This window comes from Streptomyces sudanensis (assembly GCF_023614315.1).
GTDB lineage: Bacteria > Actinomycetota > Actinomycetes > Streptomycetales > Streptomycetaceae > Streptomyces > Streptomyces sudanensis.
Genome location: NZ_CP095474.1, coordinates 906,359 through 919,072, shown reverse-complemented (window position 1 = coordinate 919,072; position 12,714 = coordinate 906,359). Strand labels below are relative to the sequence as shown.

The window sequence follows — 12,714 nt, the reverse complement described above, 5'->3', positions numbered from 1 at the left end:
GACCTCCCCGGCGGGCGGGGCGGCGGCGTGCGGGAGAATGCCACCGGACCGAACAGTGCGGGACAATGACGTACGTACTCCCGAACCATGAGGACAACCCCGACCCCTGGGCCCACCCGTCCGCGGGGTCGCCGTGACGAGAGCGCGAGGCGTGACCCAGTGACCCGGATCGTGATCATCGGTGGCGGACCCGGCGGATACGAGGCGGCCCTGGTGGGCGCCCAGCTCGGCGCGGAGGTGACCGTCGTCGACCGCGACGGCCTCGGCGGGGCGTCCGTCCTGACGGACTGCGTCCCTTCGAAGACCCTCATCGCGACGGCCGAGGTCATGACGACCTTCGACTCCTCGTACGAGGAGCTGGGCATCATCGTCGCCGACGACACCCCGTACGAGAAGCAGGCCGCCCGCGTCGTCGGCGTCGACCTCGGCAAGGTGAACCGCAGGGTGAAGCGCCTCGCGCTCGCCCAGTCGCACGACATCGCCGCCTCCGTCACCCGCGCCGGCGCCCGCGTGGTGCGCGGCCGCGGCCGCCTCGACGGGACGCAGGACCTCGACGGCTCGCGCCGCGTCGTCGTCACCGCCGACGACGGCACGGAGGAGGCCTTCACCGCCGACGCCGTGCTCGTCGCGACCGGCGGCCACCCCCGCGAGATCCCCGACGCCCGGCCCGACGGCGAGCGCATCCTCAACTGGACGCAGGTGTACGACCTGGAGGAGCTGCCCGAGGAGCTCATCGTGGTCGGCTCCGGCGTGACCGGCGCCGAGTTCGCCGGCGCGTACCAGGCGCTCGGCTCGCGCGTCACGCTCGTCTCCTCCCGCGACCGCGTCCTGCCGGGCGAGGACCCGGACGCGGCGGCCGTCCTGGAGGACGTGTTCCGGCGCCGCGGCATGAACGTCATGGCCCGCTCCCGCGCCCAGTCCGCGAAGCGCGTCGGGGACCGCGTGGAGGTCGTCCTCGCGGACGGCCGCGTCATCTCCGGCACGCACTGCCTGATGGCGGTCGGCGCCGTTCCCAACACGGCCGGGATGGGCCTGGAGGAGGCGGGCGTCCGCCTCAAGGACTCCGGCCACGTCTGGACCGACCGGGTGTCCCGCACGTCCGCGCCCGGCGTGTACGCGGCCGGCGACGTGACCGGCGTCTTCGCCCTGGCGTCGGTCGCCGCCCAGCAGGGCCGCATCGCGATGTACCACTTCCTCGGCGAGACGGTCGCGCCGCTGGACCTGAAGACGGTCTCCTCGAACGTCTTCACCGACCCCGAGATCGCCACCGTCGGCTACACGCAGGCCGACGTCGACGCGGGCAGGATCGACGCCCGGGTCGTCAAGCTGCCGCTGCTGCGCAACCCGCGCGCGAAGATGCAGGGCATCCGGGACGGCTTCGTGAAGATCTTCTGCCGCCCGGGCACGGGCACGGTCGTCGGGGGCTGCGTCGTCGCGCCGCGGGCGAGCGAGCTGATCCACCCCATCTCGATCGCGGTCGACAACAACCTGACGGTCGAACAGGTCGCGAACGCCTTCACCGTGTACCCGTCGCTGTCGGGATCGATCGCGGAAGTGGCACGGCAGTTGCACACCCGGAAGCCCGCCGGGGAGGACTGAGACGCCGGCCGCCGGGGACAACCCCCGGCAACCCCCGGCAAGACGGGACACCGAGCGGTCACGGACCGTTCACGGACGGGGCCGCCCATAGCACTCGGCGGCCCCTTCTGTTCACAACTTCTCGAAATCGGCCTCCGCGCCTGCGGGGCGCCGTTCAACGGCGTTACTGTCGGTTCCGTGTTCGCTGCAGAACGTCGCCAGTTGATCCTTGAAATGGTGCGAGCCAACGGAGCGGTGTCGCTCCGGGAGCTCGCCCGCGTCGTCCAGACCTCCGAAGTGACCGTCCGGCGGGACGTGCGGGCGCTCGAGGCCGAAGGACTCCTCGACCGCCGGNACGGCGGNGCGGTNCNGCCGGGCGGTTTCACGCGGGAGCCCGGGTACCCGCAGAAATCCCACCTCGCGACGGCGGAGAGGGCGGCGATCGCCGACGCCGCCGCCGGCCTCGTCCGGGAGGGCGAGGCGATCGTCGTCGGCGCCGGCACGACGACGCAGGAGCTGGCCCGCCGGCTCGCCCGCGTCCCCGGCCTGACCGTGGTGACCAACTCGCTGCTGGTCGCCCAGGCGCTGGCGCACACCAACCGCGTCGAGGTGGTCATGACCGGCGGGACGCTGCGCGGCTCCAGCTACGCGCTGGTCGGCAGCGGCGCCGAGCAGGCCCTCCACGGGCTGCGGGTGTCGCGCGCCTTCCTGTCCGGCGCGGGGCTCACCGCGGAGCGCGGGCTGTCCACGTCGAACATGCTGTCCGCGAGCGTCGACCGGGCCCTGGTCCGGGCGGCGGCGGAGGTCGTGGTCCTCGCGGACCACACCAAGCTGGGCACGGACACGATGTTCCAGACCGTCCCCACCGACATGATCACGCGCCTGGTGACCGACGAGCCGCCCCCCCACGACGAGCGGGCGGCGATGGAGCTCCGGGCCCTCGCGGACCAGGGGGTCCAGATCACCGTCGCGGGCGGCGCCGGGGCGCCCGCCGCGGAGGGCGCCCGGCAGGCCCGCCACCAGCGCCGGGACACCCCCCTGCCCGGCCAGCGCNGCGCCCGCCACCCCGGCTCCCAGCTCCGCGGNNNNGTCGTCNNCAGNCTCATGATNAGCGCCAGCCCCGCGTCGCCGACCTCCGCCGGCGCTGACCCCGGCCCCCGGGGCGGGGCGCCGGGCGCGGCCGGTCACCGGCCGGCCGCGAGGGCGCGCAGCAGGACCGCCGTCTCCTCGTCCATGGGGAAGAACGTCTCCACCGCCAGTTCGGAGAGCGTCACGTCCGCGGGCGCGCCGAAGGTGGCGATCACGCTGAAGAACGACATCTCCCCGTGCGGCGTGCGGATGCGCAGCGGCACCGCGATGTCCGCCGGGCCGACCGGGTCCGGCGCCGGGTCCAGGCCGGGCGGCGGCGGGTAGGCGGCCACCTCCTCGTACAGGTCCCGCAGGTCGGGGCGGCCGGTGGTGGCGACCTGGTGGCGGAGGCGGCCCAGCGCGTGCGCGCGGACCTCCGCGAAGTTCACGCACCGCGGGGCCAGGCCGTCCGGGTGGAGGACCAGCCGCATCACGTTCCCGCCCGACTCCGTCAGGTGCGGCGGCACGGAGTCGAGCAGGACGGACATCGCGCGGTTGCGGTCGACGACGTTCCACAGGCCGTCCACGGCGGCGGCCGGGTAGGGCTCGTGGCGCAGCAGCATCGTCCTCAGGGCCGTGCGGACCATCGCCATCCGCCCGTCGTCCAGCGGGCTCTCCCGGTACGCGGGGGCGTAACCGGCCGCGAGCAGCAGGCCGTTGCGTTCGCGCAGCGGCACGTCCAGGTGCTCGGCGAGCCGGAGCACCATCTCCCGGCTGGGGCGGGCCCGGCCGGTCTCCACGCAGGACAGGTGCCGTGTGGACGTCTCCGCCCGCAGCGCCAGGTCGAGCTGGCTGAGCTTCCGCCGCAGCCGCCACCCGCGCAGCAACCGCCCCACCCCGGGCGCGTCTTCGGTCTTCACCGCCCCACCGTACGCGCCGGCCGCGGCCGGGCTCCATGACCCCGGAGGTCATGGATTCGGTGACCCGCCGCGTGGCACGGTGGGGCCGCCACCAGCCGAGGAGGAGATCCGCGATGACGTACGCCCCGACCCTGCGGGACACGAGCCCGAGCCCGGTCCGGTCCGCCCGCTTCCTGCGGACGGTGCTGCGCGTGGACGGGGTGAGCACCGCCGTGACGGGCGCCGTGCTGGTGGCCGCCGCCGGGCCGCTCGGGACCGCCACGGGGATGCCGGTGGCGTTCTCCGTCGTCTTCGGGGTCCTCCAGCTCTGCGGGGCGGCCGTCCTGCTGGGGATCGCCCGCCGCCCGGTCCCCCGGCCCCCGCTCGTCCGGGGCGTCGTCGCGGTCAACGGGGTGTCGGCCGTCGCCTGCGCCGCCGTCGCGTTCGGCGGCGTCCTCCCGCTCTCGGGCTTCGGGGTCGTGTTCATGTCGGCCGGCGCGCTCGTGGTGGCGGTCTACGCGGTGCTGGAGTGGGCCGGGCTGCGCCGGGCGGCCGCCGGGCGCTGAGCCGTCGCCGCCGGCGCGCCCCCGGCCCCCCGGGGTGCCGCCGTACGCGTGAGGGGCCCACCGACCGGTGGGCCCCTCACGCGTACGGCGGGCGGGCGTCAGTCCTTGATCTCGCAGATGACCGCGCCGGAGGTGACGGAGGCGCCGACCTCGGCGGAGAGGCCCTTGACGGTGCCCGCGCGGTGGGCGTTGAGCGGCTGCTCCATCTTCATGGCCTCCAGGACCACGATCAGGTCGCCCTCCTTGACCTCCTGGCCCTCCTCGACGGCGACCTTGACGATGGTGCCCTGCATCGGGGAGGCCAGGGTGTCGCCGGAGGCGGCCGAGGCGGCCTTCTTCTTCGCACGGCGCTTGGGGCGGGCGCCGGCCGCCAGCCCGGTACGGGCCAGGCTCATGCCCAGCGAGGTGGGCAGCGAGACCTCCAGGCGCTTGCCGCCGACCTCGACGACGACCGTCTCGCGGCCCCGCTCCTCGTCCTCCGCGTCGGCGTCGGCCGGTGCGGCGAACGGCGGGATGTCGTTGACGAACTCCGTCTCGATCCACCGGGTGTGGACGCGGAACGGGTCGGAGGTGAACGCCGGGTCGGCGACCACCGCGCGGTGGAAGGGGATGGCGGTGGCCATGCCCTCGACGCGGAACTCCGCCAGCGCCCGCCGCGCCCGCTGCAGCGCCTGCTCGCGGGTGGCGCCGGTGACGACCAGCTTGGCCAGCAGCGAGTCCCACGCCGGGCCGATGACGCTGCCGGACTCCACGCCCGCGTCCAGCCGCACGCCGGGGCCGGTGGGCGGCTCGAACACGGTGACCGTGCCCGGCGCGGGCAGGAAGCCCCGCCCCGGGTCCTCGCCGTTGATGCGGAACTCGAAGGAGTGGCCGCGGATCTCCGGGTCGCCGTAGCCCAGCTCCTCGCCGTCGGCGATGCGGAACATCTCCCGCACCAGGTCGATGCCGGTGACCTCCTCGGTCACCGGGTGCTCGACCTGCAGGCGGGTGTTGACCTCCAGGAAGGAGATCGTGCCGTCGTTGCCGACCAGGAACTCCACCGTGCCCGCGCCGACGTACCCGGCCTCCTTCAGGATGGCCTTCGACGCCGCGTACAGCTGCTCGTTCTGCTCGGCGGTGAGGAACGGCGCGGGCGCCTCCTCCACCAGCTTCTGGTGGCGCCGCTGCAGCGAGCAGTCGCGCGTGGAGACCACCACGACGTTGCCGTGGGTGTCGGCCAGGCACTGCGTCTCCACGTGCCGCGGCCGGTCCAGGTACCGCTCCACGAAGCACTCGCCGCGCCCGAAGGCGGCGACCGCCTCGCGGACGGCCGAGTCGTACAGCTCCGGGACCTCCTCCAGGGTGCGGGCCACCTTCAGCCCGCGCCCGCCGCCGCCGAACGCAGCCTTGATCGCGATCGGCAGGCCGTGCTCCTTCGCGAACGCCACGACCTCGTCCGCGCCCGACACCGGGTCGGCCGTGCCGGCCACCAGCGGCGCCCCGGCCCGCTGCGCGATGTGCCGGGCGGCGACCTTGTCGCCCAGGTCCCGGATCGCCTGCGGCGGCGGGCCGATCCACGTCAGCCCCGCGTCGATGACCGCCTGGGCGAACTCGGCGTTCTCCGACAGAAAGCCGTACCCCGGGTGGACCGCGTCGGCCCCCGAGTCCTTCGCCGCCCGCAGCACCTTCGCGATGTCCAGGTAACTGGCCGCGGGGGTGTCACCGCCCAGGGCGAACGCCTCGTCCGCCGCACGGACGTGCAGGGCGTCCCGGTCCGGATCGGCGTAGACGGCTACGCTCGCGATCCCGGCGTCCCGGCAGGCACGGGCGACACGGACAGCGATTTCGCCACGGTTGGCGATGAGCACCTTGCGCACGATGGCTCCCTCCATTCCCAAAACACGCTGAGTTTAGGGACTGCCGACACGACGTTTCGACTGTTCCCCAGTCGTGAGGTTGCCCACACGGAGCGTGATGCGGGACCCGCTCAGACCCCGAAACCCCTTGTGCCACCTCAGCGCGCAGGGCTTCCTGGCTGCACAGTAGCCCGGCGGCGCGGTCGGGGTCTCTGTTCCCGGGGCCAGCGGGGTGTCCCGTTTCTTTGTGGAGTCCCTACGAACGGGGGAACGATTCTTTGCCCGGCGTGCCGTGAGGCTTGTCCGGGGGTTTACCCGTGAGTAGCCTGCCGGTCGCCCGCACCGCGGGCAGGGGGCGGGCGGAGCCGGGACGGCCCGCGGAGCGGCCGCGCCGGCGGCGGGCGNCGTGCCGCCCGNNGGGGAGGCGCCGCGAGCCCGCCCGGCGCCGTCCGGCCGCGGCCTACGCCCACAGGTCGGTGACGGACACGTCCAGCCGGTGCAGGAGGCGGCGCAGCAGCGGCAGCGACAGGCCGATGACGTTGCCCGGGTCGCCGTCGACGCCGTCGACGAACGGCGCCGAGCGGCCGTCGAGGGTGAAGGCGCCCGCCACGTTCAGCGGCTCGCCGCTGGCGACGTACGCGGCGATCTCCTCGTCCGTCGGGTCGCCGAAGCGCACCAGCGTGGACGCGGTCGCGGAGGCGTACCGCTTCGCCGCCGTGTCGTGGACGCAGTGCCCGGTCTGCAGGACGCCGACCCGGCCGCGCATGGCCTTCCAGCGGGCGACGGCCTCCTCGGCGTCGGCGGGCTTCCCGAACGCCCGGCCGTCGAGCTCCAGCACCGAGTCACAGCCGATCACCAGCGCGCCCGACACCTCGGGCCGGGCGGCCACCACCGACGCCTTGGCCTCGGCGAGCGCCAGGGCCAGTTCGGCGGGGGTCGGGGCGGTCACCCCGCTCTCGTCGAAGCCGCTGACGACGACCTCGGGGGAGAAGCCGGCCTGACGCAGCAGTCCGAGGCGGGCGGGGGACGCGGAGGCGAGGACGAGGCGGCGCTGAGCGGTCATGACGCCATCGTATGCAGCCCGGCGGGCGCGGCGGGCNGCGTNGGNGGGGGGAGGAGGGATGCTGGCGTCCGGCGGGCGCCTCAGCGCAGGCCGGCGGCGGACATCGCCACGAGCATCGCCAGCGCCAGCAGGACGCCGGCGCGGCGGAGCATGGCCTGCATGGCCCGCATCTCCTCGGGCGGCTCGTTCTCGGGGTCGGACCACAGCATCCTTCGATCCTGCGGAACGCGGGGGCCGTCCCGCCTGAGTACGCGTACTCAGGCGGGACGCCTCCGGGGGCCGGACCCGCCGCTACGCCGGCCAGCAGCTCCGCGCCCAGGACCGCGGCCCCGGGGACGGCGGCACGCCCCGTACGACGCGCGCGGGCGCGGACCACGCCTCCGGGGCCGGGGCGCCCGCGGCCCCGGCGGAGGCCGCCGCGGCGGCGCGGGCCCGGACCACCGCCAGGGCGGCGGCGAGCTCCTCGGGGGTCGGGTTACCCCGTACGACCTTGATCATCGAAGCTCCTCACAGGGGTCCTCACAGGGGGATGTTGCCGTGCTTCTTCGGGGGCAGGCTCTCCCGCTTGGTGCGGAGCTGGCGCAGCCCGCGGACGATCTGCGAGCGGGTCTCGGACGGCATGATCACCGCGTCGACGTAGCCGCGCTCCGCCGCCGTGTACGGGTTGAGCAGCGTGTCCTCGTACTCCTGGATCAGCCGGGCGCGCAGCGCCTCCCGCTCGTCCTCCGGGGCCGCCGCGAGCGCCCGGCGGTGCAGGATGTTCACCGCGCCCTGGGCGCCCATCACGGCGATCTGCGCGGTCGGCCACGCCAGGTTCAGGTCGGCCCCCAGGTGCTTGGAGCCCATCACGTCGTACGCGCCGCCGAACGCCTTGCGCGTGATGACGGTGATCAGCGGGACCGTCGCCTCCGCGTAGGCGTAGATCAGCTTCGCGCCGCGCCGGATGATGCCGCCGTACTCCTGGTCCACGCCCGGCAGGAAGCCCGGCACGTCGACGAAGGTCAGGACCGGGATGTTGAACGCGTCGCAGGTCCGGACGAAGCGCGCCGCCTTCTCACTCGCGTTGATGTCCAGGCAGCCCGCGAACTGCATCGGCTGGTTGGCGACCACGCCCACCGGGAAGCCCTCGACGCGCCCGAAGCCGGTGACGATGTTCGGCGCGAACATGCCCTGCGTCTCCAGGAACTCGCCGTCGTCCAGGACGTGCTCGACGACCGTGTGGATGTCGTAGGGCTGGTTCGCGGAGTCCGGGACGAGCGTGTCCAGCTCGCGGTCCTCGTCGGTGACGGCGAGGTCCGCCTCCTCGGGGAAGGCCGGGGGCTCCGACAGGTTGTTGGACGGCAGGTAGGACAGCAGCGACCGCACGTAGTCGACGGCGTCCTTCTCGTCGGCCGCCATGTGGTGCGCCACGCCCGACGTCGCGTTGTGCGTCCGCGCGCCGCCCAGCTCCTCGAAGCCGACGTCCTCGCCGGTGACCGTCTTGATGACGTCCGGTCCGGTGATGAACATGTGCGACGTCCGGTCCACCATCACCGTGAAGTCGGTGATCGCCGGCGAGTAGACGGCGCCGCCCGCGCAGGGGCCGACGACCAGGCTGATCTGCGGGATCACCCCGGAGGCGTGGGTGTTGCGGCGGAAGATCTCGCCGTACATGCCCAGCGCGCTGACGCCCTCCTGGATGCGGGCGCCGCCGGAGTCGTTGATGCCGACGACCGGGCAGCCGGTCTTCAGCGCGAAGTCCATCACCTTGACGATCTTCTGCCCGAACGTCTCGCCCAGCGCGCCGCCGAAGACCGTGAAGTCCTGCGAGAAGACCGCCACCGGGCGGCCGTCGACCGTGCCGTAGCCGGTGACGACGCCGTCGCCGTACGGGCGGGTCCGCTCCAGGCCGAAGTTGGCGGACCGGTGCCGGGCGAACTCGTCCAGCTCCACGAAGGAACCCTCGTCCAGCAGGAGGGCGATCCGCTCGCGGGCGGTCAGCTTGCCCTTCGCGTGCTGTTTCTCGACGGCACGCTCGGAGCCCGCGTGCGTCGCCTCCTCGATTCGGCGCTGCAGATCCGCGAGCTTCCCCGCGGTCGTGTGGATGTCGATCTCTTGACGCTCGGACATCGGGATGCGGCTCCCTGCCTGGTCAGGTGTGGTCACGGGCTTGTCGGCTACTGGCCCGTAGAGTATCGGCGGGGATGCCGCCGGGCAGTGCGGTCTTTGCCACACCTACGCTGGGTTGCATGACGCCCCCTCTTGGTGAAGGAACAGGCCCGGCGAGCCGCTGGAGCGATCTCGAACGGCCGCCGCTGAACGCCCCCGCCCTGCGCCGGGCCCTCCTGCGGCCGGGCGGGCTGTGGACGTCCCTGGACCTCGTGCCCACCACCGGCTCCACCAACACCGACCTGGCGTCCCGCGCCGCCGCGCTGCCCGAGGGCGCCGTCCTCGTCGCCGAGGAGCAGACCGCCGGGCGGGGCCGCCTGGACCGGACCTGGTCGGCGCCGGCCCGTTCGGGGCTGTTCTTCTCCGTCCTCCTCAAGCCGGACGTGCCGGCCGCGCGCCTGGCCTGGCTGCCGCTGCTGACCGGGGTCGCGGCGGCCACCGGGCTGGCGCGGGCCGCCGGCGTCGACACGGCGCTGAAGTGGCCCAACGACCTGCTCGTCACCCTCCGCGGGGGCTCCGGCGAGGAGCGCAAGGCCGGCGGGATCCTCGCCGAGCGCGCCGGCGGCCACGGGATCGTCGTCGGCGTCGGCGTCAACGTCACCCTCCGCGCCGACGAGCTGCCCGTGCCCACGGCCGGGTCGCTCGCCCTCGCCGACGCCGTGTGCACCGACCGCGACCCGCTGCTGCGGGCCGTCCTGCGGTCGCTGGAGGAGTGGTACGGCAGGTGGACCGCCGCCGCCGGCGACCCGTCCGCGTCCGGGCTCCAGGCCGCGTACGCCGCCGGCTGCGCGACGCTCGGCCGCGGCGTGCGGGCGGAGCTGCCCGGTGGCCGGGCGCTCACCGGCGAGGCGGTCGCGATCGACGGGGACGGGCGGCTCGTCGTGGCGGGCCCGGACGGCCGGCGGGAGGCCGTGGGGGCGGGCGACATCGTCCACCTGCGTCCGGCGGACTGAGGCGGGTCCACCCCGCGGGACGTGAGCCAGGGCACACCTGCCGTATCGTTGAGGCGATCCGCCGGCCGGTTTCGCCGGGGTGGTCGAGGCGGCGGGTCACCGACAGAACGGCAGGCAGGGCAGTGCGCACGGATCGGGCAGGAGGCGGCCGGTGACCGTCGACGGCGAGAACGCGGGCGGGACGGGACACCCCACCCCCCACCATGTCGTCGACCACACGGCGGAACCGACCGACAACCCCCTCGCCATCCGCCTGGAGCAGCTGATCCTCGGCGCCGAGCGGCGCTACACCCCCTTCCAGGCGGCCCGCACGGCCGGCGTCTCCATGGACCTCGCGTCCCGCTTCTGGCGCGCCATGGGCTTCGCGGACATCGGCCAGGCCAAGGCGCTGACCGAGGCCGACGTGCTGGCGCTGCGCCGGCTGGCCGGCCTCGTCGAGGCGGGGCTGCTGAGCGAGCCGATGGCCGTGCAGGTGGCCCGCTCCACGGGGCAGACGACGGCGCGGCTCGCGGAGTGGCAGATCGACTCCTTCCTGGAGGGGCTGACCGAGCCGCCCGAGCCCGGCATGACCCGCACCGAGGTGACGTACCCCCTGGTGGAGCTGCTGCTGCCGGAGCTGGAGGAGTTCCTGGTCTACGTGTGGCGGCGGCAGCTCGCCGCGGCGACCGGCCGGGTCGTGCAGGCGGGCGACGACGAGGAGATGGTGGACCGGCGGCTCGCCGTGGGCTTCGCGGACCTCGTCGGCTTCACCCGGCTCACCCGCCGGCTGGAGGAGGAGGAGCTCGGCGAGCTGGTCGAGACGTTCGAGACGACCTGCGCCGATCTGGTCGCGGCCCACGGCGGGCGGCTGATCAAGACCCTGGGCGACGAGGTGCTCTTCGCCGCCGACGACGCGGGCACGGCGGCGGAGATCTCGCTGCGCCTCACCGAGACGCTGAAGGAGGACAGGACGATGCCCGCCCTGCGCGTCGGGATCGCCTTCGGCACGGTCACCACCCGTATGGGCGATGTGTTCGGGACGACCGTGAACCTGGCGAGCCGGCTCACCTCCATAGCGCCCAAGAACACCGTCCTCGTCGACGGCGCCTTCGCCGAGGAGCTGTCCCGCACGGGCGAGGCGCCCGAGTCGGAGGCGCGGGCGGCGGAGGAGGCCGCCCGGGCGGCGGAGGAGGGCCGCACCCCGCCCTCGTACCGCTTCGCCCTGCGGCCCACGTGGCAGCGACCGGTCCGCGGCCTCGGCGTCGTCGAGCCCTGGATGCTGTCGCGGCGGGAGCCTAAGATCCCCGGGTAGACGCGATAACGGTCGTTAACCGGGAGGGCGGGCGCCATGTCCGAGCAGCAGTCCGAGCAGCAGTCCGAGGAGCGGTACGGGGAGTTCGTCGCCGTGCGCCGGCACGGGTACGTGGCGGAGCTGGTCCTCGACCGGCCCAAGGCCATGAACGCGGTGTCCACGGAGATGGCCCGCTCCATCGCCGCCGCCTGCGACGCGCTCGCCGCCGACCGCGACGCCCGGGTCACCGTCCTGACCTCCTCCAACGACCGGGCCTTCTGCGTGGGTGCCGACCTCAAGGAGCGCAACTCCTTCACCGACGCGGACCTGATGCGCCAGCGGCCGACCGCCCGCGCCGCCTACACGGGCGTGCTGGAGCTGCCCATGCCGACCATCGCGGCCGTGCGGGGCTTCGCCCTGGGCGGCGGCTTCGAGCTGGCGCTCTCCTGCGACCTGATCGTCGCCGACGCGACCGCGGTCGTCGGACTGCCCGAGGTGTCCGTGGGCGTCATCCCCGGCGGCGGCGGCACGCAGCTCCTGCCGCGCCGGGTCGGGGCGGCGCGCGCCGCGGAGCTGGTGTTCACCGCCCGCCGGGTGCCCGCCGCGGAGGCCGCCGGGCTGGGGCTGGTGGACGAGCTGGTCGAGGACGACGCGCGCGGCGCCGCCCTGGAGCTGGGCGGCCGGATCGCCGCGAACTCGCCGGTGGGGCTGCGCGCCGCCAAGCGGGCCCTGCGCCTGGGGCACGGCCTGGACCTGCGGGCCGGGCTGGAGGTCGAGGACGGGGCGTGGCGGTCCGTCGCCTTCTCCGGGGACCGCAGGGAGGGCGTGGCGGCGTTCAACGAGAAGCGCGCGCCGCGCTGGCCGGGGGAGTAGCCGGCCGGGGCCGTCCGGCGCGGCCGGGTCCGCTCCCCGGGTGAGGAGTGCCGCTTCCTTCCTAAGCTGGGGGGATGGCTGAGGACGTCCGACTGAGGGCCGTGGTGGCGCTCGCGCAGGGGATGGCGGCGGCGCACACCCCGCGCGAGTGCTGGCGGGCCGCCGCGCTCGGCGCGTGCCGGGCGCTCGGGGGCTCCTTCGCGGCGCTCTCGGTCTGGGAGCGGGACCTCGGCCGGCTGAGGGTGCTGGTCAACGCGGGGGAGCGGGCGCCCGGCGAGGAGGAGTTCCCGGAGGACGAGACGTACCCGGTGCACCGGTTCTCGGAGATCACCGAGTTCCTGCACGAGCGGTGGGCGGGCGGCGGCGAGCCCGACGCCTGGGTGGAGACCGCCGGCGACGGGCCGGCCGCCGGGACGCCCGGCCGGGCGGGGGCCCCGGGGAGNGCGNCNNGNNGNTGCNNC

Annotated in this window: 11 protein-coding genes and 3 pseudogenes; 8 read left to right on the top strand and 6 right to left on the bottom strand. The window is 74.7% G+C overall.

The genetic code is table 11. From position 1 onward, the window contains the following. The first annotated feature begins 159 nt into the window (after window positions 1–159). The 3 genes and pseudogenes from MW084_RS04105 to MW084_RS04095 all read left to right on the top strand — a co-directional run. Window positions 160–1,599, top strand: coding sequence for an NAD(P)H-quinone dehydrogenase (locus MW084_RS04105; protein WP_010475651.1), 1,440 nt, complete (start codon window positions 160–162; stop codon window positions 1,597–1,599). A gap of 213 nt (window positions 1,600–1,812) precedes the next feature. Beyond that, a pseudogene (locus tag MW084_RS04100) lies at window positions 1,813–1,932 on the top strand (DeoR family transcriptional regulator); the annotation flags it as partial. 15 nt (window positions 1,933–1,947) lie between these two features. Then, a pseudogene (locus MW084_RS04095) lies at window positions 1,948–2,631 on the top strand (DeoR/GlpR family DNA-binding transcription regulator); the annotation flags it as partial. 131 nt (window positions 2,632–2,762) lie between these two features. On the opposite strand, the gene MW084_RS04090 reads toward MW084_RS04095, so the two are convergent. Then, window positions 2,763–3,566 (bottom strand): helix-turn-helix transcriptional regulator, encoded by an 804-nt coding sequence (locus MW084_RS04090; RefSeq protein WP_029553898.1) that lies wholly within the window; start codon window positions 3,564–3,566, stop codon window positions 2,763–2,765. A 113-nt stretch (window positions 3,567–3,679) separates the two neighbouring features. On the opposite strand from MW084_RS04090, the gene MW084_RS04085 reads away from it, so the two are divergent. Continuing rightward, window positions 3,680–4,111, top strand: a complete 432-nt coding sequence (locus tag MW084_RS04085) for a hypothetical protein (protein ID WP_010475645.1) — start codon at window positions 3,680–3,682, stop codon at window positions 4,109–4,111. Window positions 4,112–4,209: 98 nt separating this feature from the next. On the opposite strand, the gene MW084_RS04080 is transcribed toward MW084_RS04085, so the two are convergent. The 5 genes from MW084_RS04080 to MW084_RS04060 form a co-directional block, all read right to left on the bottom strand. Then, the gene (locus MW084_RS04080) at window positions 4,210–5,967 is read right to left on the bottom strand and encodes an acetyl/propionyl/methylcrotonyl-CoA carboxylase subunit alpha (RefSeq protein ID WP_010475644.1); all 1,758 of its coding nucleotides are present in this window, start codon (window positions 5,965–5,967) and stop codon (window positions 4,210–4,212) included. A gap of 439 nt (window positions 5,968–6,406) precedes the next feature. Beyond that, window positions 6,407–7,009, bottom strand: coding sequence for a Maf family protein (locus MW084_RS04075; RefSeq protein ID WP_010475642.1), 603 nt, complete (start codon window positions 7,007–7,009; stop codon window positions 6,407–6,409). A gap of 80 nt (window positions 7,010–7,089) precedes the next feature. Continuing rightward, the gene (gene mmpB / locus MW084_RS04070; RefSeq protein ID WP_010475640.1) at window positions 7,090–7,218 is read right to left on the bottom strand and encodes a morphogenic membrane protein MmpB; all 129 of its coding nucleotides are present in this window, start codon (window positions 7,216–7,218) and stop codon (window positions 7,090–7,092) included. Window positions 7,219–7,300: 82 nt separating this feature from the next. Then, complete coding sequence (locus MW084_RS04065; RefSeq protein WP_275563475.1) at window positions 7,301–7,507, bottom strand: acyl-CoA carboxylase epsilon subunit; 207 nt, start codon at window positions 7,505–7,507, stop codon at window positions 7,301–7,303. A gap of 21 nt (window positions 7,508–7,528) precedes the next feature. Further along, the gene (locus MW084_RS04060) at window positions 7,529–9,118 is read right to left on the bottom strand and encodes an acyl-CoA carboxylase subunit beta (RefSeq protein ID WP_255114579.1); all 1,590 of its coding nucleotides are present in this window, start codon (window positions 9,116–9,118) and stop codon (window positions 7,529–7,531) included. A 119-nt stretch (window positions 9,119–9,237) separates the two neighbouring features. Here MW084_RS04060 and MW084_RS04055 point away from each other — a divergent pair, with 119 nt between their 5' ends. The 4 genes and pseudogenes from MW084_RS04055 to MW084_RS04040 all read left to right on the top strand — a co-directional run. Beyond that, window positions 9,238–10,110, top strand: a complete 873-nt coding sequence (locus tag MW084_RS04055; RefSeq protein ID WP_029553949.1) for a biotin--[acetyl-CoA-carboxylase] ligase — start codon at window positions 9,238–9,240, stop codon at window positions 10,108–10,110. 151 nt (window positions 10,111–10,261) lie between these two features. After that, window positions 10,262–11,401 (top strand): adenylate/guanylate cyclase domain-containing protein, encoded by a 1,140-nt coding sequence (locus MW084_RS04050; RefSeq protein ID WP_275563474.1) that lies wholly within the window; start codon window positions 10,262–10,264, stop codon window positions 11,399–11,401. Window positions 11,402–11,437: 36 nt separating this feature from the next. Then, window positions 11,438–12,253 carry an enoyl-CoA hydratase/isomerase family protein gene (locus tag MW084_RS04045; RefSeq protein WP_010469912.1) on the top strand — a complete coding sequence of 272 codons (816 nt, stop codon included), beginning with the start codon at window positions 11,438–11,440 and terminating at the stop codon, window positions 12,251–12,253. Window positions 12,254–12,327: 74 nt separating this feature from the next. Beyond that, window positions 12,328–12,695, top strand: a pseudogene (locus MW084_RS04040) (diguanylate cyclase); the annotation flags it as partial. Window positions 12,696–12,714: the final 19 nt, after the last annotated feature.